The following is a 22,465-nucleotide window of genomic DNA, read 5'->3' as shown; positions in this document are numbered from 1 at the left end:
GCTCAATGATGCTTGTACCAGCCGACACCCCGGATGTCGGGCCATGAAGTGGTCTGGTGGCAGAGGAAGCACTGGCTGACGTCCGCGTGTTCGATGCCTGCCACTTTTTTGGAGATCATGTTGAAATGCATCATGTAGTGGCTGGGGGGAGGCTGATGACACTGGGCGCAGTCTTTCGAGGAGGCCGGTGGATGACGGAATTCGGGAAGCGACCAACGCGCGGTTTCGTGACACGACGAACAGTCCTGCCCGAACAGTCCGAAATGGCGGTCGTCGTTCTGGTGGCAGGTCGCACAGTTGAGGGTGCGCTCGTTGGCGGTCAATGCCGGATGCACAAAGTTCGACGAAGTCGCATCGGGAGAATCGGCGGCCTTCTTCAGCCACTCCAGCAGGGCGGCTGACTCGCTGTCGGGGGAGGCGGCCTGCTCAAGCTGCTTTCTCCCGATATCGGCGAGAACATCGTGCTCCATTTTGGTGATCTCGGCATGGCGCCCCCGGTGCTCGGAGTGGCAGTCTCGGCAATTCCCGACATCGGCATGGAAGGCGGTTGGTTGCCGCTGGAGGATGTCGTGATCGTTGGCGTGGCAGACGATGCAGTTTGTGGCCTCCGCCCCCTTGACCGGCGTGTGGCAGGCATTGCAATTGTGGTCGAGAAAGGCGTGCGCCTCGGAGAGGGTTCCCGGGTTGGCCATGCGTTGCCAGGCAGCGGCGCTCGTGATCCCCTCGCGCCCGCCATGGCCATGGCCGGGAGCGAAGTAGGTGGCGGCAGCCAGGGCCGCAAACACCAGACAGGCGATGAGGATTGCGGTCTTGAGCTTCATGAGAACCAACGCAGGCCGAAGTGAATCGCCGCCCAGACATGCAGTCCCAGCAGCAGGTAGAGAACGAGTGAAATGACGATATGGAACTTCAGCCAAAGCCCGAAGGCCTTCTTGAATTTTTCATTCGAGGCGATGGCATATTCCAGGTCGGCGATCGATTCCACCAGGCGGAGAGTTCTTGCCGCACTTGGATCCACCTCGGGTGCGAGCCATGAACGCAAGCGGGACCTGACCGCGCGAAGAGGACTCCCGGAAGGGGATAAAGTGTTGAGCCCCGCTCCCCCGGCAGCCAACAGATCATATTCCCTTCTCAACTCCACCAGGGCTTGCTTCCGCTCGCGGATTTCACCGCTGATGAAGCTCATGAGGTAGCGGCCGATGAAGCCGCTGACCACGACGATCAGGGTCATGCCGGTGAGTACGATCCCCAGGGCGCTTTCGAATTTATGCCCGGAATGGAGGATCACAAGAATGGGTCCGATGATGCCAGCATAGATGTGCCATCGCAGCAGGGTGGGCATCGGAATGTATCGGGTGACAATTCGCTTGAGAGGAGCGATTCGCTTGATGAAGAGATAGAGCAGCGGAACCAGCATCAGGAGAGCTCCGGAAATTCCGAGCACTCCGCCCCAGAGACTGCCGGCGAAGTCTGGCGAACGGTGAAAGGCGAAGCCCAACCAGGTGAGCAGCATCAGCACCACCAGTCCGGTTACCACGATTTTTTCACGCTCCTTCATTCAGGCTTCGACCTCCAGATTTTCGGTTGCCTTCGCCTGGCAGGCGAGGATCAGGCCGGTCGCCTTGTCCTCGTCGGAGAGCGCGTCATCGCACTCCATGCTGACCTGGCCCTTGCAGAGTTTCACCTTGCACAGCCCGCATTGCCCTGAGAGGCAGGAATTGTCGATCTCGACGCCGATGGACTCGGCGGCCTCAAGGACCGTCTGGTCTGGCGGCAGTTGCGTTGACTTGCCGGATTTGGTGAAGTTGACGGCCGGGGCATCGGCGGGGACCGGGATCTCTGCTGGCGGTGCCTTCTCGGCAGGCTTCTTCGCCGGCCCGAATGCCTCGGTCTTGATCAGGTCATCGGGCACGCCCAGCTCCTTGAGCATGCCGACCATGGCGCCCATCATCGCCGGAGGACCGCAGACATGGGCCCTGCGCTTGTCGATCTCTGGAACGAGATAGCTGATGATCTCAGCGCTGAAGCGCCCTTTCAGCCCCATCCAAACCGTGCCCTCGGCGCGGGTCATCGTCGCGAATACGTTGAGATTCGGGTTGCGCTGCTGCAACTGCTCCAGCTCGGCACGATAGATGAAGTCGTGGGTGGTGCGGCAGCAATAGAGCAGATAAATCTCCCCGTGCCAGCCGATGTCGGTGAGGTAGCGGATGGCGCTCATCATCGGCGTGATGCCGACGCCCCCGGCAATAAGGACGATGCTGGACGCTTCTTCACCGGTGAAGGTGAACTTTCCGTTCGGCCCGCTGACTTCGATGAGGTCTCCCTCCTTGATGTTATCGTGCAAGTAGCGGGAAACGAGCCCCTGATCCTCGCGCTTCACCGTCAAGGCGCAATAGTGGAGCTGGGTGGGGGTGGAAGCGATGGTGTAGGATCGCTTCACTTTCTTGCCGTCGATCTCGATGGTCAGGGTGGCGAATTGCCCTGGGTAGTAGGTGAACGGGAGCGCCACGTCGTTTTCTGCGGCAAGGCGGAAGGTCTTGACGTCGGGTGTCTCGTCGAAGATCCGGCAGACCCGCAACTTGCCGGACCACTTTTCAACGGGCTCGGTGCGCGAGCGCATGGCGGGAAATTCCGGCGGTTCGGCAGGAGGTGCAGACTTGACTGCCGGGGCCTGAGGTTGCGCCACCGGAGCTTGAGCCTGGACGGCCGCCGGGGCGACGGCACCGGGCGATCCGAGTTCCTTGAGCAGTGCCGAGGCCCGGCGCATCTTGAAGAAATACATCCAGATCATGACCGCGGCGAACGTTCCGAGGATCAGGATGGTGAGCGCATGAAAAACCGAGCCGCCAAAGGCGTGATCCGAGGTTGCTGCGGCCGGTGGCAGAAGATTCATCTCACGCTTGAACCATTGAAGGGCGACGTTCCTGGGTGCCTTTCCCTCAGCGAGGGCGCGGCGCGCCGCGAGACCGCTGTCCAGCTGCGCAAGCCCTTCCTGGATCACAGAGATCGCCTCCTGCATCGCGGCGTGGTCCTCTCTGGCGGCGCCTTTGGACAAGGAGTCCAGTCCCTTACCCATCAGGGCGGTGCCGGATCCGACCCTTTCATCCGCCTGCTTCCGGACTTCCTCCCGTTTCTCTGGCGTAAGTTCCGGGAGATTCATTAAGGATGGGTAGAGATCCTTGGGCTTGGGCGCGCCCATTTTCTCCATCATCCCGTCCATTCCCCCACCCATCATTCCGCCCTTTCCACCCATCATGCCACCCTTCCCACCCATCATACCCATCATACCCATCATACCCATCATACCTCCTCCGGCATCCTGAGATGCCTTGCCATACTGTTCGGGGTGGTGACTTTCGTGCTCTTCCTGGCTGATGGCGCCAGCCATGCCGGAAAGGAGCATGGAAAGCCCCAGAACAGATAGAAGACGTGATCGGCGGCTTCGTTTGCCGATCGCGCGGATAGGGATGCAAGGCCGCAGAGAGAGCGGCCGGATGAAGAAGGGGATCGTCATTGGTGGCTGAAATAGCTGTAGGTTCCCTGCGAGTTGACCGCCGCGTCAATCCGCTCGATGGCGTGGACATAGGCCGCGGTTCTGAAGCTCATTGCTCCATCCGCGATGCGCGTGTAGATGCCCTCGAACGCAGAGGACATCTGCTCTGCGAGTCGCTCGCGGACTCTTTCAAGAGTCCAATGGTCACCGGACCGGTTCTGTAACCATTCGAAGTAGCTCACGGTGACGCCTCCGGCATTGGCCAGAATGTCGGGCACGACCAGGACGCCTTTGGCATCCAGAATCCTGTCCGCCTCGGGCGTGGTGGGGCCGTTCGCGACCTCGACAATGAACTGGGCCTTGACTCGTTCCGCATTCTCTCCGGTGAGTTGGTTTTCAAGGGCGGCCGGAACCAGAAGGTCCACGTCCAGTTCGAGCAACTCGGCATTGGTGATCTGCCGGGTGCCTTCATTCTCGCAAGGATCGCACTCCGCGACCGAACAATGGCAATAGAGCCCGGCAAGGGAGTGGGACCGGTTCTTTTCCTCGATGATTCTCGGGATGTCCAAGCCCGCATCGCGGTAGGCCCCCCCTTGGGAGTCGCTGATGGCAACCACGGTGTATCCATCCCGATGAAGAAGTTCCGCAACTTGCTGCCCGGCGTTGCCGAAGCCCTGCACGGCCACACGGATGTCCGCAGGATCCCAGCCACGGCGTTTCTCTAGTTCCTTGATGCAGAGGTAGGCACCTCTGCCCGTTGCCTCTCCGCGGCCCAGGCTGCCACCGAGCGGGACCGGTTTTCCAGTGATCACCGCCGGCATTCGCCGCCGATGGATTCGGGAATATTCATCGACCATCCAGCCCATGATGGTCGGATTCGTGTACACATCGGGAGCAGGAATATCGACGTCCGGGCCGATGAATCCGGCCATCTGCTGGATGAAGCCACGGCTAAGGCGTTCCAACTCCAGCCTCGAGAGTTCCTTGGGATTGACGGTGACCCCGCCCTTCGCGCCGCCGAACGGGATTCCCACCGCCGCGCACTTGCAGGTCATCCAGAACGCCAGCGAATTGACCTCGGCCAGATCGACCTGCGGGTGAAAACGAAGGCCGCCCTTGGTCGGCCCGAGGACGTCATTGTGGCGGACGCGGTAGCCTTCGAAGATGCGTAGCGACCCGTCGTCCATCCGAACCGGGACCGAGACATGCAGGGTTGCCATCGGATGCCGGAGTCGCTCTAGGGTCTCCGGATCAGCACTACAATGCCCGGCAGCCTCTTCCAGCCGGCTAAGTGCGGCCTGGAAGAGGTCCGGTTCAATCTTCGATCCTTTGTCCATCAGGCGACTTCCAGAACACGGTTCATCGTGCCCATCTCGTTCGGGCAGCACTTCTTGCAGCCGTGATACTCGCCTTCGCACCCTGGCTCGCAGCACCACTCGCCATCGACGATGAACTTGAACTCGTAGCGACCTGGCGCGAGCTTGAGTTTCGTGCTCCATTTGCCGTTGGTGGAGAACGAAAGGGGAGTGGCTTCCGGGTTCCAGTCATTGAAGGTGCCCGCCACGAAAACGGACTGAGCCTTCGGTGCCACACATGAGAATTCGACGGATTTGAGGGCCTTCTTGGCCGTAGTGGTTTTCTTGGTCATGGGGTTCGGTGGGTTAGTGTTACATTCCCTCCATGGCAGGTGCCGGTGGAGCAAAGCCGGTGAGACTCTTCCGCTGGTCCTCGGACAGCAGCTTGGCCGCTTCGCCGACCGCCCGGATGAAGGCAATTCGCTTCTCGGCTTCGAGCTTCGAAATCTCCTCCACTTTGGACTGGATCGCGGAAATGTCAGGCTGGTCGGAGGAAGTGAGCTGCCACAATTCCTCCTCGGCCTTCTCAATGGAACGCTCGGAGGCGCTTGCGGCCAGTGCACTCTGTTCGCGGATCTGGTTGAGGGCAGCGGTCTGCTCGGTCGTCAGGCTGATGTGCGAGCCATGATCGAGAAAGAAGCCGGTTGAACCCAGATGATAGAGATGAGAGGCGCCGGGGAAGCCGGGCAGCGGCGAGCTTCCGCCCATACCCTGCATCCCGCCCATCATGGGCTTCATACCCATCATCCCGGCCATCTTCATCTTGTCCATCTGCATCATGCCCATGCCTCCCATGCCCATGCCTCCCATGCCCATACCGCCCATGCCCATGCCGCCAGTGCCGTTGCTGGAGCCACCTCCCATGTCCATGCCTCCGGAGCTGCCGTTGGAGCCGTCCCCCATGTTCATCATCCCCATCCCTCCCATCATGCCCATTTTCTTACCCATTCCCCCCATGCCTTCCATTCCTGCGGCCGGTGTCTGCGAAGGCATCTCCATGCCGGTGCTGCCACCGCCTTCGGAAAGCTGGCTCTCTAGGGTGGCGACCTTTTCCCGCAAGGCGGAGAGCTGGTGAGCGAGGCCCGCATCGCCGGAAGGAGCTTCGGGTGACTCGCCGTGGGCGGCAGGATCCGCCGCCACATGGGCCGCATGATCCGCAGGATCAACATCAGGGGCGGCTATCGAAACAATGGTCCCAGCGAGAATGATCGCTGCGGAAATGGTACGGGTCGGTTTCATGGTTCGGGTATCGTGGAGTCAGTTGGTTTCTTTGATCGGATGACTGATCGGACAGGAAAATCCCTTTTCGCTGCAGATCGAGCAGCGGTGCTCGAGCTTTCCATCCTTGAATAGGGTGACCAGCGCCCCCTGGCATCCGGGGCAATGGTGGTTCGTGCGGTAGATGGGCTGGTTCGTCCCATCGTTGATATCGATGCCCTCGATCAGAACCGTTTCACAGTCGGGACAGACGGCTGCTTGATTCGAGGTGGAATTTAGGGCACAGCTGGCAAGGAGAAATGCAGCGGCAGAGATAGTAGCGTAGAGAATTTTCATGGTTGTGTTTCGTATGGTTCGAGCGTCAGGCTAGGCAGCGTAATCCATCAATCTGGAGCTGTTGGATTGAAGCCCTGTTCGGCCGCGAATTGGGAAGTCTTCATGAAAACTCATGAAGCGATCAGATATGATTATGGCATTGTAGGCTGGAATTTTTACACTTGGTTTCCACGTTTGCTAGGACGCCGATTTCTTTGAATCTCTTGGAAACTCGGCAAGCATGTTGATCCAGCGCTCGCCGTTGGCGGTGTATTCGTGGAGGAATCGAATCCGGTAACCCGCAGCTTGGAATAAGTATCTGTAATTGTGCGAGAATGAAAACTCACGGCCGTACACACGCGATTCCCTGTCGATAGTGATGTCGTGGTTTGAGGCAATGTTCTCGACAAGGGCGAACGCGACTGGCGCGAGTCGGTCGCGGGCCAATTCGATGATTTGCCGAACCTGGCCAGGGATTAGGCACTCGAAGACGCCGCCATTGGTCAGGAACACCACACCTTGTGCCCTGCAGTCAGAAATCCATGAGGCGGCGTCCATGGCAACGAATTCCATCTTGTCACCATAGTGGTCGCGGTTCTTCGTGATCTGAGAGGTGCTCAGATCAAGCCCCATGTAGTGCTCGAACCCCCCGGATATGCTGCTGGTAGTAGTCGAGCACCAAGCCATTGCCACAACCTATCTCACAGAGGAGCTGATAGCAGGGGGTCGAACGAGCGATCTTTTCAACTTCTCCGGCAAGCCTCGCATCTCGAAGCAGGAAGTGGTTGTCGAAGCGCTCAGCAAACAGCTCGTGAAAGTCACAGTTTGCATCCGCTGACCAGTATTCCGCCAGATAACGGCCGAGGGTGTCGAAATCACGGCTTCTCAGCGCGCGGTAGTAGAGGCCGTTGCGTATGAGCTTGCCTGCCGCGCCCCAGTCCTCTGAATGGGGGGCGGCATCCACTTGGCGAACCTTCTCCGGATGAACCCGCATCAGTAAAGTTCCGATCAGAATACGCAGCTGCCGGGACAGTGGAAAGTCAGTGAGTCTGCGCTTTATGTTGAAGTCCATGGACATTCTTTAGATGGAGCGTTCTCCGTCGGTTTGCTCGTTCTCGGGCAGTTGGGTGATTCCTATCCCCAAATGTCCTCCCATCATCTGGACTTGCTCGCGGAGCAGCAACTCAGGCACCAGGTCTAAGCATCGGGAACGGGAATCCGCCCCAGGCATGCTGCGGTCGGAATGACGAGGAAATGGATGAACCTTGGTCATATGCAATTCATCAAAGTTTCGTGACTTAAGAGAGGGAGGCTCGTCATGGTGCTGGTACAAGATAATCCGGCCCGTAAACCAGACTTCCTCCGTAGTGCGCGGCAGCGACAACGAGAGCGGCACACAGCGTCAACGTAATCGCCATTCCCATCGGGTTCAGTTTCGGTCTCCCGATGAGGGTTGACGCAGCTAGCACTGCGACGGAAGTTCCCAGCCAGCGATGCTTGGATAGAAGTGCTGCGTCATCGCCGAAATAGACGGAGTCGTAGGCATACATCCACCCGAGGGCCGCCGCGAACACGGCTCCAATGGTTCCGGTCCACAAGAGCACACCGACAAGCGGCTGGCCAAGATTCCTCAAAACCACATGCCACTGGGCGGCCGCCGCCGCGAGAAGGAAGGCAATCGGAAAGTGAATGACGAGCACGTGAAACTTGCCGGCGTATTTGATGGTTCGGTAGATTGGTGAGTCTGGAGCAAGCATGGGCGAGGCGTTGTCGGCAGGCTCGCTGACGCTAGGCTCACCAAGAATGGCCATGTTGTCCGAGATCATGGAAGTAGCCCCGGGGGAGGCCTGCGCGCCGTGGCCCTCGTGGGCCAGGATGGGGAGAGCAAAGATCGACATCAACACGATGATCCATCGCTGGAGCCGGGCAGCCGGGTGGCGCTTCGTTGTCATGGAATGCTCGGGGATTGGATCGCAGCGGGAGCGAGTTGGCGGTCCGGCGTGGCAAGCCCGCCGGACCGCTCGTCCCCCTCGGACAGGAGCTCTCACTCCTTGAATTTCCCGCAATGAGGCATCTTTTTCCCCATGTAGGGGTTGTGGATCTCATCCTTGGACTTTTGGAGCCAGTCGGCCCCGTTGCCGCCCATCGCCATCGGACAGTGGGCGACGTGCATCGTCTTCTCCTTCGTGGCGACGGGGATCGCCACGTCACTTAGTTCCTTAAAATGCTTGCGGGCCTCCGCGAGGTCCTTGCTCTTCGAGATCGCTTTGGCCGGCGCAGCCATCGCGCTGTCCTTGTCGTGCTTGACCATGCCGGCAGCGGCCTTCTTGGCGGCCGCCAAGTCATCCTTGTAGAGCGCCTCGGCGACGACCGCATAGCCCTCGAGCATGTGGTCGGCATGGGCTTCGTGGCCCGCCGCGTGATGGTCATGGCCTTCCTCGGCTAGTGAGGGAGCCGCCGAAAAGACGAGGGCAGCGATGCTGAGTGAAATGATGGGATACATCTTCATGGTATTGATACAGTGGTGAAATGGGACGACCGAAACGGACGTCGCCGAATAGGAAAAACCCCGAACCCGATCCAAACCCTCAAAAAAAGATCGATCCGGCTAATCCACGATGGAGGCAGGCGCTTTGGAGCCCGTTTGGCGGCATCGAGACGGGGCGTCTTGATCGCAAAGTCCGGCCCACAAGTCTCCTCCCTCTCCTCGTATTGTGAACTTCCCCACATAGCTTGAAAGTTTCTCAAGGGTTTTCCAAGCCGGCGGTGTGGAACTCAACGTAGCCGGCCATCGACGCCCTGAAGGCATAAACTACATGGGGACGAAAGCCGGAAAACACAAACCAACATGAACCCATGAAAACGAACAGAACCACCGCCGTAATCGCCGCCACCTTGTCGCTTCTCCTCTCCGGTCCGATCTGGGCCGCTCCCCGGGGCAAACACATCATCGAGAAGTATCCCCACAAGCACGGAGTGGAGGGGGGCAAGACCTACGATGGAAGCCACACGGTCCTCAAGCGGACGGGGCCTCCCGGAAAGGGAGTCTTCCAGGGCCGTTGAGCAGCTACCGAGTCCGACACCGCCCGGTGGACTTTGCCACCGGGCATGAGTCGCCCAAAGACCCCCGAAGCCTTTCCTCATCCACCTGCCCCCGCACCGCGGGTTCGCCCCATTGCTCCCGATGTACCGCCTGATCCCTTGTATCGCTTCCTTGGTGCTGCTCGGCTGTGCCAGCCCGCCCGACCGCACGCTAGCGGAGCCGGTCCGGCTCAGCACTTCAGCCACCCTCTCCATAACCGCCACCATCCCCGGAAACGCAGGTCCCGAAGACCTCGTCCGCCTCGCCTTGGCCCGCAATCCGTCGCTCCGGGCACTCCAAGCCCGCGCCGACCGTCTCGCTCAGAAGCCGCCCCAGGATGCGACCCTTCCCGACCCGATGGTGGAAGTTGCCGCGCTGGGGTCGATGGCCGAAACCGCCGCCGGTCGCATGGAGGCCATGGGGGGCATCAAGCAGAAGGTTCCATTTCCCGGCAAGCGGCGCGAGGCCGCCGCGGCTTCAACCCGCGAGGCCGAGGCCGCTCTGCGCGATCTGGAGGCAATGAGGCTGAAGGTTGTTGAACAGGTCCGTTCCGCGTGGTGGGACTACTACCTCTCCTCCGAATCCGATCGCATCACCCGGGAGAGTCGGGAACTCCTTGATGCGATGATCCAATCAGCCGATGCACGGGTGGCCGCCGGTACGGGGAATCAGTCCGACCAGCTGCGTCTGGCAAACGAAGCGACGCAACTTGATCGGGACCTGGCCGATGCCCGCCGCATGACCGGCACGGCTCGGGCGAGACTGAACTCCCTGCTGGACCGGGACGCCGGCGCATCCCTGCCCGCCGCGCGAACCGCGGCATTGCCAGGAACCGGCACCTTGGATTCCCTCCTTGCCCGCGCCACCGAACGGCATCCTGAGATCCAGGCGGCGAGCCTCCGCAACCAAGCCTACCAGCACCGCCTGGCCCGCGCCGAGCTGGAGAAGTTCCCGGACCTGACGCTCGGCATCGCCGGCGCGTCGATCAGTTCCTCCGGCCTGTCCCGGATGTCGAACGGCCGTGACCAGATCTACGGCACCTTGGGCTTCAATATTCCGCTGTGGCAGGAGCCCCGGAAGGCCATGATCCGGGAAGCCGAGGCCGGTCTCCGCGAAACCGAGGCCCTAGTTGGCGCCACCCGGGCTGACCTGAGGTACCGCATCGAGGACGCATGGAATCGTGCCACCGCGGCCCGCGAAATCATCGGCTTGTTCGAGTCGAGGCTGGTCCCCGATGCGGATCAGGCCCATCAGGTCGCGCTTGCCACCTACACCGCCGACCAGGCTCCGTTCAACGACCTCATCGACACCTGGCGGAGCCTCCTTACCTACAAACTCCAGCTTGCCGCGGCCCGTTCGCAGCTCGGGAAGGCCGACGCCGCCCTGAGGGCCGCCGCAGCGCTGGACAGCTTCAACCAACCAAAGTGAGACCATGAAACCATCCGATATTCCCAAAGCGATCCCGTGGCGGAAGTTGCTCCTTTTCGGGACCATTGCAGTCGTGGCCATCCTGATCGGGGCCGGCCTCGCCAAACCGGTGCGGGCCACTGTGGCGACCGTCGGTCACTGGATCGGATTCGGCCACCGTCACGACGAGAATGCGACGGCGGTCAGCGACGACTCCGGAACCGTCCAGTACTACACCTGCGGCATGCACCCGTGGGTGATTCTCCCGGCGCCCGGCGACTGCCCGATCTGCCACATGGAGCTGACGCCGATCGATCCCTCGAAGTTCTCCGGCGAGGTGACGATCGATCCCGTGGTGGTCCAGAACATGGGCGTCCGCGTCGAACCGGTGGTCAGCGGCCCGCTGACGAAGACCATCCGCACGGTCGGCACGGTCGACTACAACGAGCGGACCGTCCGGGACGTCAACGTGAAGGTCTCGGGTTGGATCGAGAAGCTGGATGTCGACTTCCTCGGCGCCCAGGTGAACCAAGGCGATCCCCTGTTCGAGCTTTACTCGCCCCAGCTCTACTCGGCGCAGAACGAATACCTCCTGGCATGGAGAAAAAAGGACCGCAACGAGTCGTCGGCGAAGATGTTCGATTCCGCTCGCACCCGGCTGGAATACTACGACATCACCGACCGGCAGCTCGCCACGCTGCAGGATGCCGGTGAGCCGGCCAAGACCATGACCATCCGTAGCCCCCACTCGGGGGTGGTGATCGCCAAGCACGCCAACGAGGGGATGAAGGTCGATCCCGGGATGCAGGTCTTCCGCATCGCCGACCTGTCGAAGGTCTGGGTGCTGGTCACCCTCTACGAATACCAACTCCCCTACGTTGAGAAGGGGATGAAGGCCACCATGAGCCTGCCTTACATCCCCGGGCAAACCTTCGAGGGCGAAGTCATCTACGTGTATCCCTACCTCGAAAAGAAGACCCGCGAGGTGCAGGTGCGGCTCGAGTTCGAAAACTCCGACAATCTGCTCAAGCCGGGGATGTTCGCCAACGTCCAACTGACCAATACCCTCGCGGCCGAGAAGACGCTCGTTTCACGCACGGCGGTGATCGACACCGGTGAGCGCCAGGTCGCCTTCGTCAGCCACGGTGAGGGCAAGTTCGAGCCCCGCCAGCTGCGGCTCGGCGTGGCCACCGGTGACGGCATGGTCGAAGTGATCTCCGGTCTCAAGCCGGGTGAAATGGTCGTCACCTCCGGGCAGTTCCTGATCGATTCGGAAGCCAAGATCCGCGAGGCGCTGGCAAAGATGATCCGTGGCGACATGGCGGCCGACCAGCAGGTCAGCGCCGAAGAGGCCGGTGCGAGCGAGCTCGACGAGCTGCCGGAGCCGGTTGCCGACACCCTCGACGCCGCGCTCGATGAGTATCTCACGATCACCGACACGCTCGCCTCGGACGGGATCGATGGAGTTGCCGACGCCGCCGGCCGGTTGGCGCAGCAACTCGACCAGCTCTCGAAGCTTGAGATCCCAAGCGAACCGCATTTCTGGCACAAGCACCAGGAATCCCTCGCCGGTGCGCGATCCGGATCCTTCAAGCTGGCGCAGGCCGCGGACCTTGCCGCCGCGCGGCTCGATTTCGCGGAGGTCAGCACCCACTTCGAATCGCTGCTGATGGCCACCGGCGTGCCGCCTTCGTTCGATCGCGAAGTCCAGGTGCTCCACTGCCCGATGTACCGCAACGACCAGGGCGGAACGATCTGGCTGCAGCCCGCGGGCGACGTGCGCAATCCGTATTTCGGATCGACTATGCTCGAGTGCTTCGACGAACGGAACGCGCTTCCGGTGACCGGAGTCGCGGCGGACGCGCCCGCAAGCGACGCCATGGCCGAGCCCGCAACCCCGGCACCCGCCCAACTGGCACCCGCGGAGCAGGACGCGCTCGACGAGATCGTCGGCCGCTACCTGGCCATCCAGCAGGCTCTCACGGAAGACCGGTGGAAGGAATCGGCCGACGATCTCGCAGGCATCCGCGAGCAGGCCCGGATCCTCGAAGCCTCCGGGGACAGTGCCTTGTCTGGAAAAGGTTCCTCGTTGCAACGAAGCGCCACGATCGAAGGCGACGACATCGCGGGTTTCCGCGAGGGATTCGCCACCCTGTCCGATGCGTTGCTAGAGCTGGTTCGCGAGCATCCGCCCGGCGCCGACAAGGTTCCGTCCCTCTATCAGGCCTACTGCCCGATGGTGAAAAAGAACTGGCTGCAGGCCTCGGAGGGAATCCGCAACCCGTACGATCCCTCGATGCTCGAATGCGGAAGCATCAAGGCCGATCTCGGATCGGAATCCGGCGACCAAGGAGAAACCGACCAGTAACGACCCATGATCTCCAAGCTCATCAAATGGTGCGTTCACAACCGCCCCATGGTGCTGTTGCTGACGGCGTTCTTGATCGCCGGCGGCATCTGGTCGGCGAAAAACATCACCATCGATGCGATCCCCGACCTGTCAGACGTGCAGGTGGTCATCCGCACCGAATACCCGGGGCAGGCGCCCCAGATCGTCGAGGACCAGGTCACCTACCCCCTGACGACGGCCATGTTGGCCGTGCCCTATGCCAAGGTCGTGCGCGGCTACAGCATGTTCGGAAGCTCGTTCGTTTACATCATTTTCGAGGACGGCACCGATCTCTACTGGGCGCGTTCCCGGGTTCTTGAACAACTCAACACCGTCTCGTCGCGACTGCCGCAAGGCGCGAGTCCGCAGCTAGGACCGGACGCGACCGGTGTCGGCTGGATCTTCCAGTACGTGCTGACGACCGGGCCCTACTGCGAAGACCATCCCGATGGCCTCTGGCACGATCCCAAGACCAACCAATGGTATGCCAGTCCGGACGATGCGCCTGATGATCCGAAAATCCGCGAGCGCCTCGAGCACCAGCGGATCTTCCCCGAGCCCGAGGTCGTCTATGTGGACCGCCAGGAAAACCGGCGCTACGACGCCCTGGAGATGGTGCCGGCCGACGCCCGCGACCGGGTGACGCCGCTGGAAATCACGCCCGGCTTCGAGGCCTGCCCGCTGGACGGCAAACCCCTCACCCACCCGCAGCAGGACCTGTCCGACCTGCGCGGCTTGCAGGATTGGTACCTGCGCTATGAGATGACCGCGGTCGATGGCGTGAGCGAGGTCGCCCCTGTCGGCGGCTTCGTGAAGCAGTACCAGGTGGTGGTCGATCCAGTGAAGCTTCAGGCCTACGACATCCCCCTGCAGAAGGTCAAAATGGCCATCCAACGGTCGAACGTGGACGTCGGCGGTCGGTTGATCGAGCAGAGCGAGACCGAATACATGGTCCGCGGGCTCGGCTATCTGGGTGGACTCGATGACCGGGAAATCGCGGAGGCCCGGGAGGCCGGCCACTCGATCGAGAACGTCCGCTCCGAACGGGCTCTCGAGGAGTTGCGCAAGATCGCGCTCGGTATCAACGAAGAGGGCGCGCCGATCTACCTTGCCGACATCGCGGAGGTGCGGATCGGCCCCGAGATCCGTCGCGGCATCGCCGAGTGGAACGGCGACGGAGAGGTGGTCGGCGGCACCGTGGTCATGCGCTTCGGGGACAACGCGCAGGCGACGATCGAGCGCGCCCGGGAGAAGCTCGCCGAACTTGAGAAGGGACTCCCTCCCGGTGTGGCGGTGCGCGTCGCCTACGACCGTAGCGACCTCATCGAGCGGGCTGTCGAAACCGTCTATCACACGCTGACCGAGGAAATCCTGGTCGTCTCGCTGGTCATCATTCTGTTCCTACTCCACGCCCGCAGCGCCCTGGTGGCGGCCTTCGTGCTGCCAACCGGGGTCCTTGCCACTCTCACGGTGATGCACGCCTTCGGCGTCAATGCCAACATCATGTCCCTCGGCGGCATCGCGATCTCGATCGGCGTGATGGTCGATTCCTCGATCGTGATGGTCGAGAACGCACACAAGCACCTGGAGCGTTTCAAGGAGAAGCACGGCCGGAGCCCTGATACCGTCGAACGGGTCGGCGTGATCGGCCACGCCGCCGCCGAAGTGGGTCCGACCTTGTTCTTCAGCCTTCTGATCATCACGGTCAGCTTCCTGCCGATCTTCGTGCTCGGCGAGCAGTCCGGCCGGCTCTTCAAGCCTCTGGCCATCACCAAGACCCTGGCGATGTCCGCCGGCGCGGTGCTGGCAATCACCATCATTCCGGTGCTGATGGTCTATTTCATCCGCGAACGGATGCTTCCCGCCACCTGGTCACGCGGCAAGCGTATCGCCATCTATCTCGGCCTGGTCGGGCTGCCGGCCCTGGTGCTCGCCGTCGCGCCCATGGCGCAGCTCGAGGACTACCGCGGGTGGATGGTCGCCGGCTGGATCGTCGCGATGGGCCTGGTCGTCCTGCCGCAGAAGATCCACCCCGAGGAGCGCAATCCGGTCAGTGTGCTGCTGCAGAAAATCTACCAACCGTTCTTCGTCTTCTGCATGCAATACCGCTGGCTGGTGGTGCTGCTCGCCGCCGGGGCGATCGCGAGCACGCTCTATCCGTTCAGCAAGCTCGGCAACGAGTTCATGCCGCCCCTGGAGGAGGGTGACCTGCTTTACATGCCGACCACCGATCCCGGAATCAGCATGACCAAGGCCCGCGAGCTGCTGCAGCAGACCGACAAACTCATCGGCCAGTTTCCGGAGGTCGATACGGTCTTCGGCAAGGCGGGACGGTCGGAAACCGCCACCGACCCGGCCCCGCCGAGCATGTTGGAGACCACCATCGTGCTGCACCGCGACAAGGAGCGTTGGCGAACCCGTCCCATCGAGCGCTTCTATTCGGACTGGCCCGGCTGGGCCGCATGGCTGCCGAGCAAGGTTTTCTCAGGCACGCGGACCATCACCCTCGACGAGCTGGTTTACGGCTACGAGGTGCCGAATCCGAAGGGAGGCGAGGACATCCACGTGCCGGGCCTCAATGACGCGGTGCAGATTCCCGGGCTGACCAATGCCTGGACGATGCCGATCAAGACCCGCATCGACATGCTTTCCACCGGCATCAAGACCCCCATCGGCATCAAGGTCATGGGACCCGACCTGAAGACGCTCGCTGGGCTCTCGAACGAGATCGCCAACGTGGTCAAGACCGCCGAGGGCACCGGTGCCTACACAGTCAGCGCGTTCCCGGAGAAATCGGTCGGCGGCAACTACTTCGACATCAGGATCAACCGCGACGAGATCGCCCGCTACAACCTGCTCGTGGGCGACGTGCAGGACGTGATTATGTCCGCGCTCGGCGGGATGAACATCAGCTCCACCGTCGAGGGTCTTGAACGGTATCCGGTCAACGTCCGCTACCCCCACGAACTACGCGACAACATCGACGCCCTGCGGCAAACGCTGGTGGCGACGCCGGCCGGAGCCCAGGTGCCGCTCGGACAGCTCGCCGACATCGCGATCCACAAGGGGCCGCCGATGGTGAAGAGCGAGAACGCGCGACTGACCAGCTGGGTCTTCGTCGACATCGCCGGCATCGACGTCGGCACCTACGTCAAGAACGCCCAGAAGGCCGTCGCCCGCTCGGTCGAACTGCCGCCCGGCTACTCGCTCGTCTGGTCAGGCCAGTACGAATACATGCAGGCCGCCCGAGCCCGGCTCATGATCGCCGTGCCGCTGGCCGCGGTCGCGATCATCCTGCTGCTCTACATGGCCACCCGGAGCTGGCTGCGGGTGGGCATCGTCCTGCTGGCGGTGCCGTTCAGCCTCGTCGGTGCCGCATGGCTGCTGTATTTCCTCGACTACAACCTGTCGCTGGCGGTGTGGGTCGGCGTCATCGCCCTGGCTGGCCTGGACGCGGAGACCGGCCTAGTGATGTTGCTCTATCTCGACAACAGCTTCGCCGACTTCGAGGCGCGGGGGAAAATGAAGAACCGGAGCGACCTGTGGCACGCCATCCACGACGGCGCCGTGCAGCGGATCCGGCCGAAGACGATGACCGTGATGACCACCTTCATCGGCCTGTTCCCGCTGCTGTGGGCCAGCGGTGCGGGCGCCGACACCATGCGGCGGCTGGCCGCGCCGATGATCGGCGGGCTGGCTTCCAGCTTCGTCGCCGAGCTGTTGCTCTACCCGGTGCTGTTTTATGTGGCCAAGTCCCTTGCGCTCCGTCGCCATTTCCTCCACGCTCACTGAGTCCATTTCCACTTTGGTTCTCCATACCCCCGCGTGCCTGTTACCGTCTTCCCCGACAGATTTGTGAAAGCCTATCGAAGCACGTCTGACCTGCCATTATCCCGGTTGTTCCGCGGTTTCGCCGGGAAAGTCTTGATGAACGTGCGCCCGGACCTCGCAAGGCGGGTCAGGCATCAGCCGTTTAGTTTGGATTGGGGAACGCTGGGACGTTTGGTTCGAAATGGCTATTTTCTCCGTGCTGTTGCCGAGCGGGATCACGGCCTGCTTCATGACTTCCTCCGCGATTACTGGTCGTCTCCAAGATCCCGTGAATTCTTCGATCATTTTGGCCACCGATTTGAGACCGTCTTCCTGGAGCACCATCGGGCAATCGTTGATGAAATCGGGCAGGCCGTTGCGTCTTTTGAGGGTGGCCCGGCAAGGTTGATCGAGGTAGGCGTCGGGGATGCCCGTGTTATCAACTACCTGATGAAGCACCTGGAAGGCATCCAAACGTTTCACGGGATCGACCTGAACGCGACGCAGATCGAGGAAAACCGTCATCGCTTTCGTAATCGGGCCGAACTGCATTTCCACTGCGGTGAAGCCCACCATTGGCTCATCCGGCATCCGGCCCCAGGCACAGTAATCTTCACCAACGGCGGGGTGCTTGAGTATTTCCGGCGCCGCGACCTATTCGGGTTGTTCCGCGAGCTGGCCGCAACATCTTCTCCATGCGTCGTCGCCCTGACCGAAACCATCGCGGTGGATCACGACCTTGACGGCGACCCGGACTCGCACGCTTACGGGCACGAGTTTTCGTTCAGCCACAACTATCCGGATGTTCTTCGGAATGCCGGATTCAAGATCACGTTTCTTCGCGATCGATTCACGCTCGAAGGTGAAGAACATCATCCTGCACGATGGCTTCAGGTCGTGGCAAAAGCACCCTCATGCTCGTGATTGCCGAGGCCCTAGCAGCCCTGAAAGCGCGTGTGATCCCGAACGCACTACAAGCCCTTGCCCCTCGCTAGTCACCCGCCTGAACCCGTTCCGGAACCACCATGCTCACGACCCTTGAGAAGGCCAGGATCCTCGAGATGCTGCAACGCATTCCGGTGTTTGGCGGTGTCTCCGAGAGTTCCTTGATGCAGATCCTGGAAAGCGCTCGGCCCGTCGAGGTTCGACAGGGTGATTACTTCTTTCGCGAGAACGACCGGGCGATGTCGATGTTTGTGCTGGTCGATGGAAGCGTGGAGGTTCGCAAGTCAATCGACGGGATCGAATACGAGCTGGCTCGACTGGAGCCGGGAGACTGCTTCGGCGAGCTCGAGTTGATCGACTTCTGTTCACGTGCAGCGTCGGTGCAGGCCGTCGGGGATTGTCGTGCCATCGAACTGACCGTCGCGTCCCTACATGCCGTCTACAAGGTCGACCCAACGAGCTTCACCATGCTTCAAATGAACATGGGACGCGAGGTCAGCCGGCGCCTGCGCCGACTTGAGACAGAGCTGCCCCGCTTGCGATTCGGGCCAGAGCACGGACCACCCGATGGGACGATCGCGAGCCCGGCTGCCTGCGATGCGTCAACGTCGTCGTCCTGCCGGTGCGTGGTGTGTGCCAAGCATGTGGGGCAACACGAAGAGCATCTGGAACTCTGGCATGCGGACGTGAAACACCTCGCATGCTGCCCAGTCTGTGCGGCGCTGTTCCGTGAGCACCCGGAGCGTTATGGGGCGGGGTGAAGGCGTGCGATGTGGGCGCGTTCACTTCCAACCCGGCAACTACCCCGTGGAGGCTGGAACGTGGAACCACGGCTCCGCAATCCTTACGACTTCGGCCGACGGGGATGGAGCGCTTCGTCCGCAAACCTCATGGCCGCATAGTAGCCAGGCTTCTTTTGAAACGTCTCCAGGCACAACGGACAGCAAAGCGCAAAGCTCCTGTCCTCATGCTTGAGATGGCAATACCCACGACCGCAGGCGACTGATTTGCCGCAAACCGCGCAGGTCTCATCGTTGGAATCGGTTGGAGATTGGATCATATTCAGGTCATTTGTTTCGGATTGCGTGCGTGGTCACGAATCGGTGACAGGATGAATGGCCGGACAGGAGGTGCCCTGGCTCTGGCAGTTCGAGCAGTAGTGCTCGAGCCGGCCTTCCTTGAAGAGCGTGGTCAGGGCTCCCTGGCAACCGGGACAGGTGTGGCGCTTGTAGTATCGGCTGGGATAGGTTCCCTGCGGATTGGAGTAGGACGGGTCGGGTGCACCCGCCACCTCCTCAAGCACGGTCTTGCAGCCGGGGCAAGCGGAGGCCTGCTGTTGCTCTCCCGGTGCGAGCGCACACGACGATAGTGAGCCCACAATCGTCCCAACGATCGCGGTGGAGAGAATCAGTGTCGGCTTCATGGTGGCAATGTGGTTTGAGTTTCGAGCAAACCGGGCGGACCCAGACATGGACACCGCCCGGTTCACCCAAGTAGAACCCCAATGCCGGTCACCACCCTTGTTCTCCGCGCGTTTTTTCGCCCGGTTTGCTTTGAGCCCAAGCACGTTGGAGTCGTTCGATGATCTCCCCCCACTGGTAGCATTGCCCAGTGCACCGACTCACCCTCTGACTCCAGCATGCCTCCGGGTCTGTCCGATGAAGGGCGGCATCTTGCCGTCGAAGGGAGTGCGCGCCGCCGCGATCCACACCGCTTTTCGGCATGGAGCTGGATTTGCGGTTGTGTTTCTGCGCGTCCATTCTAGCGGGGAAGAGACCACTCCCTCCCGATCCGCCGCATGAAGATGCTTGCCATTCTTCGTGGCGGCCTCGGAACTCGGCATTGAATAGACCCATGAACCTGACACGACTCGCACTCCTCCCCATCGCCTGTATCCTGATCCTGGGTGTCATCCAATCATCCCTTGCCGCCGAGCGCCGTTACGAACTGACGATCGCGCAGCAGGAAATGAACCCGGGCGGGAAGCCGGTCGAATCGATCACCGTCAACGGCGGCATTCCGGCGCCGACCTTGCGGTTCCGAGAGGGCGACGACGCGGTGCTTGTCGTTCACAACAAGCTGTCCGCACCCTCCTCGATCCACTGGCATGGGTTGCTGGTTCCGCCGGAAATGGACGGCGTTCCCGGCATCTCGTTTCCGCCGATCCCTCCCGGCGGCACCTACACCTACCGCTTCCCGATCCGCCAGACGGGCACCTACTGGTATCACTCGCACAGCGCCTTGCAGGAGCAGCGCGGCCTGTACGGCTCCATCGTGGTCACCCCGAAGGCCGTCGATCACGGCGAGGACCGGGATCATGTCGTCGTGCTTTCCGATTGGACCGAACGCTCGCCGGATTCGGTGATGCGACTGCTCCGCCGGGGCTCGGAGTTCATGGGGGTCCAGAAGCGCACCTCACAGAGCCTGCTCGGCGCGGTGAAGACGAACAAGTTCGCCGAGTTCTGGAAGCGGGAGGCGATGCGGATGCCGCCGATGGACCTGGCCGACGTCGCCTACGACGCCTTCCTCACCAACGGCAGGCAGGAGGAAACCCTGGCGGCGAAACCGGGCGAGACGATCCGCCTGCGGATCATCGACGGCTCGGCGACGACCTTCTTCCACATGCGCTGGGCGGGCGGTCCCGTGACGATCGTCGCCGCCGACGGGCAACCGGTCGAACCGGTGAAGTACGACAAGCCCCTGCTCATCGGGGTCGCGGAGACCTACGACGTGCTGGTCCGGGTGCCGGGCCCGGGGCTGTGGGAGTTCCGGTCGACCGCTCACGACGGCTCCGGCCACACCTCGCTGTGGATCGGATCGGGGGAGCGCAGGCCGGCGCCCGACATGGCGATGCCTTTCCTCTACGACACCATGGACATGTTCGGCTTCCCCGAGATCTTCGCACTCACCCCGGGCGGCAGCATGGGCATGCCGGACCGCGACGTGGAAGCCGGGAAGTTCGACCAACCGGGCATGAACATGGACATGGGAGCCATGAAGAGGGACCGGATGGACGATGGTGGCAGCACCGCAGGCCGGGTCTGGCACGGCGAGCGAATGGAAGGCATGGCCATGGACCATGCGATGCCGATGGATCACGGCTCCCACGGCAGCATGTCCGGAGGGGGCGCCACCGACAACCCGCCCGCCTGGTATGACTTCCTGCTGCGCGAAGATCTCGCCCAGTATCCGCGTCTCGCCGACGACGGGATGATGTCTATGGAGCGCCCGTGGAATCCCTACCCGATGCTGCGCGCGGTGAAGGACACCCGTCTCGCGGCGAATGCCCCACGGCGGATCTTCCGATTGACGCTCGACGGCGACATGGGCGAGTACGTCTGGTCGATCAACAACCAGCCGCTTTCGCCGAACGACAACCTGCACATCCGCAAGGGCGAGGTGGTGCGCTTCGTCATGATCAACCGCACGATGATGCACCACCCGATGCACCTTCACGGGCACTTCTTCCGCGTGCTCAACGGCCAGGGAGCACGCTCGCCGCTCAAGCACACCGTCAACGTCCCGCCGATGACGACCACCGTGATCGAGTTCGAGGCGAACGAGTTCGGCGACTGGTTCTTCCACTGCCACCTCCTCTACCACCTCGATAGCGGCATGGCCCGGGTGGTGAAGTACGATGGCTACGAGCCCGACGCCGCCACGGTCGCCGCCAAGGACGAGGTTCTCTATCACAAGCCGCTCAAGCTCTATGGGATGGTCGATCTGCTGAGCAACGAGACCCAGGGCACGATCTACCTGCGCGACCTGCTCAACAGCTACGCCTTCAGCTGGGAGGCCGGATGGGACGGCGTCGAGCACGTCGAATGGGAAGCCGACCTCGTCTACCGCCGCTACATCAACCGCTTCACTTCCGTCTTCGCCGGCGTTTATGGCGAAGGTGCCTATCAGGGAAACCGCGAGTGGCAGGTGGAATCGGAGCGCCTGATCGCGGGCGTGAACTACCTGCTTCCCGGGAACTTCTGGTCGACCGCGTGGGTCGATTCGGATGGTGAGGCCCGCGTTTCCCTCGAACGGGAACTGATGCTCACGCCGCGGCTGGGAATCTTCGGCGAGGTCGAATACGACACCCGCGAGAACTGGTCCTATCAGGCCGGCACATCCTACCTCCTCACCCCGAACCTTTCCCTGACCGGACTGTGGGATTCCAAGTATGGAGTCGGTGCCGGCGTCACCCTGAGCTTCTGATGAACTATGGGATGGCGGCGGCGGGTTCGTTAATGCTGGCCGTCGCCAGCCGCGATATTCTCAAGGCGACCCTGACATTTTCGGGTGGAGGTCGATGACGGCTGGCCATGGTAAGAAAACCTCGACCTCTTTAGTTTTAAGATCAATGGCCATGACCCGGTGTCCTCTGTGTTTTTCGGTTTGCCCGTCATGGAAAACAAGTGGCCGAAGAACGCCGCAAAAGGACGATCGGCCCGGCGGAACCT

19 protein-coding genes are annotated in these 22,465 nt (G+C 61.8%); 7 read left to right on the top strand and 12 right to left on the bottom strand.

Annotated features, from left to right (window positions below; genetic code table 11):
* Positions 1-2: 2 nt before the first annotated feature.
* From ABXH26_RS15860 to ABXH26_RS15810, 11 genes are all read right to left on the bottom strand, one after another.
* On the bottom strand, positions 3-821 hold the full coding sequence (locus ABXH26_RS15860; protein WP_353568072.1) for a cytochrome c3 family protein: 819 nt from the start codon (positions 819-821) through the stop codon (positions 3-5).
* Positions 818-1,558: a hypothetical protein gene (locus ABXH26_RS15855; RefSeq protein WP_353568071.1), complete on the bottom strand. Its 741-nt coding sequence runs from the start codon at positions 1,556-1,558 to the stop codon at positions 818-820. Before ABXH26_RS15855 ends, ABXH26_RS15860 begins: the two co-directional genes overlap by 4 nt.
* The gene (locus tag ABXH26_RS15850) at positions 1,559-3,514 is read right to left on the bottom strand and encodes an FAD-binding oxidoreductase (protein ID WP_353568070.1); all 1,956 of its coding nucleotides are present in this window, start codon (positions 3,512-3,514) and stop codon (positions 1,559-1,561) included.
* Complete coding sequence (locus ABXH26_RS15845; RefSeq protein ID WP_353568069.1) at positions 3,511-4,830, bottom strand: Glu/Leu/Phe/Val family dehydrogenase; 1,320 nt, start codon at positions 4,828-4,830, stop codon at positions 3,511-3,513. The genes ABXH26_RS15850 and ABXH26_RS15845 overlap by 4 nt, the downstream gene beginning before the upstream one ends.
* Positions 4,830-5,141: a glycogen-binding domain-containing protein gene (locus tag ABXH26_RS15840; protein WP_353568068.1), complete on the bottom strand. Its 312-nt coding sequence runs from the start codon at positions 5,139-5,141 to the stop codon at positions 4,830-4,832. Before ABXH26_RS15840 ends, ABXH26_RS15845 begins: the two co-directional genes overlap by 1 nt.
* Positions 5,142-5,160: 19 nt before the next feature.
* The gene (locus ABXH26_RS15835; protein ID WP_353568067.1) at positions 5,161-5,907 is read right to left on the bottom strand and encodes a Spy/CpxP family protein refolding chaperone; all 747 of its coding nucleotides are present in this window, start codon (positions 5,905-5,907) and stop codon (positions 5,161-5,163) included.
* Between the two features lie 198 nt (positions 5,908-6,105).
* The gene (locus ABXH26_RS15830) at positions 6,106-6,402 is read right to left on the bottom strand and encodes a hypothetical protein (protein ID WP_353568066.1); all 297 of its coding nucleotides are present in this window, start codon (positions 6,400-6,402) and stop codon (positions 6,106-6,108) included.
* A 177-nt stretch (positions 6,403-6,579) separates the two neighbouring features.
* Complete coding sequence (locus ABXH26_RS15825; protein WP_353568065.1) at positions 6,580-7,014, bottom strand: hypothetical protein; 435 nt, start codon at positions 7,012-7,014, stop codon at positions 6,580-6,582.
* The gene (locus ABXH26_RS15820) at positions 7,004-7,459 is read right to left on the bottom strand and encodes a hypothetical protein (RefSeq protein ID WP_353568064.1); all 456 of its coding nucleotides are present in this window, start codon (positions 7,457-7,459) and stop codon (positions 7,004-7,006) included. Before ABXH26_RS15820 ends, ABXH26_RS15825 begins: the two co-directional genes overlap by 11 nt.
* A gap of 238 nt (positions 7,460-7,697) precedes the next feature.
* On the bottom strand, positions 7,698-8,333 hold the full coding sequence (locus tag ABXH26_RS15815; RefSeq protein ID WP_353568063.1) for a DUF2231 domain-containing protein: 636 nt from the start codon (positions 8,331-8,333) through the stop codon (positions 7,698-7,700).
* Between the two features lie 92 nt (positions 8,334-8,425).
* Positions 8,426-8,890 carry a hypothetical protein gene (locus ABXH26_RS15810; protein ID WP_353568062.1) on the bottom strand — a complete coding sequence of 155 codons (465 nt, stop codon included), beginning with the start codon at positions 8,888-8,890 and terminating at the stop codon, positions 8,426-8,428.
* A gap of 347 nt (positions 8,891-9,237) precedes the next feature.
* Between ABXH26_RS15810 and ABXH26_RS15805 the strand changes: the two genes are divergently transcribed.
* The 6 genes from ABXH26_RS15805 (at position 9,238) to ABXH26_RS15780 (ending at position 18,775) form a co-directional block, all read left to right on the top strand.
* Positions 9,238-9,444 carry a hypothetical protein gene (locus ABXH26_RS15805; RefSeq protein ID WP_353568061.1) on the top strand — a complete coding sequence of 69 codons (207 nt, stop codon included), beginning with the start codon at positions 9,238-9,240 and terminating at the stop codon, positions 9,442-9,444.
* Positions 9,445-9,565: 121 nt separating this feature from the next.
* Complete coding sequence (locus tag ABXH26_RS15800) at positions 9,566-10,891, top strand: TolC family protein (protein WP_353568060.1); 1,326 nt, start codon at positions 9,566-9,568, stop codon at positions 10,889-10,891.
* Positions 10,892-10,895: 4 nt separating this feature from the next.
* Positions 10,896-13,238, top strand: coding sequence for an efflux RND transporter periplasmic adaptor subunit (locus ABXH26_RS15795; protein ID WP_353568059.1), 2,343 nt, complete (start codon positions 10,896-10,898; stop codon positions 13,236-13,238).
* A gap of 6 nt (positions 13,239-13,244) precedes the next feature.
* Positions 13,245-17,051 carry an efflux RND transporter permease subunit gene (locus tag ABXH26_RS15790; RefSeq protein WP_353568058.1) on the top strand — a complete coding sequence of 1,269 codons (3,807 nt, stop codon included), beginning with the start codon at positions 13,245-13,247 and terminating at the stop codon, positions 17,049-17,051.
* A gap of 63 nt (positions 17,052-17,114) precedes the next feature.
* Positions 17,115-17,993 (top strand): class I SAM-dependent methyltransferase, encoded by an 879-nt coding sequence (locus tag ABXH26_RS15785; RefSeq protein WP_353568057.1) that lies wholly within the window; start codon positions 17,115-17,117, stop codon positions 17,991-17,993.
* Between the two features lie 101 nt (positions 17,994-18,094).
* The gene (locus ABXH26_RS15780) at positions 18,095-18,775 is read left to right on the top strand and encodes a cyclic nucleotide-binding domain-containing protein (protein ID WP_353568056.1); all 681 of its coding nucleotides are present in this window, start codon (positions 18,095-18,097) and stop codon (positions 18,773-18,775) included.
* Positions 18,776-19,107: 332 nt separating this feature from the next.
* Here ABXH26_RS15780 and ABXH26_RS15775 read toward each other — a convergent pair whose 3' ends face one another.
* Entirely contained in the window at positions 19,108-19,437 is a 330-nt protein-coding gene (locus ABXH26_RS15775) for a hypothetical protein (RefSeq protein ID WP_353568055.1), read from the bottom strand.
* A gap of 431 nt (positions 19,438-19,868) precedes the next feature.
* Here ABXH26_RS15775 and ABXH26_RS15770 point away from each other — a divergent pair, with 431 nt between their 5' ends.
* Positions 19,869-22,220, top strand: coding sequence for a multicopper oxidase domain-containing protein (locus ABXH26_RS15770; RefSeq protein ID WP_353568054.1), 2,352 nt, complete (start codon positions 19,869-19,871; stop codon positions 22,218-22,220).
* Positions 22,221-22,465 lie beyond the last annotated feature (245 nt).

It is taken from the genome of Haloferula sargassicola, from assembly GCF_040362925.1.
In the GTDB taxonomy this organism is placed as follows: domain Bacteria; phylum Verrucomicrobiota; class Verrucomicrobiia; order Verrucomicrobiales; family Akkermansiaceae; genus Haloferula; species Haloferula sargassicola.
The sequence above is the reverse complement of the archived record's forward strand: the minus strand, read 5'-3'. Positions and strand labels throughout refer to the sequence as shown.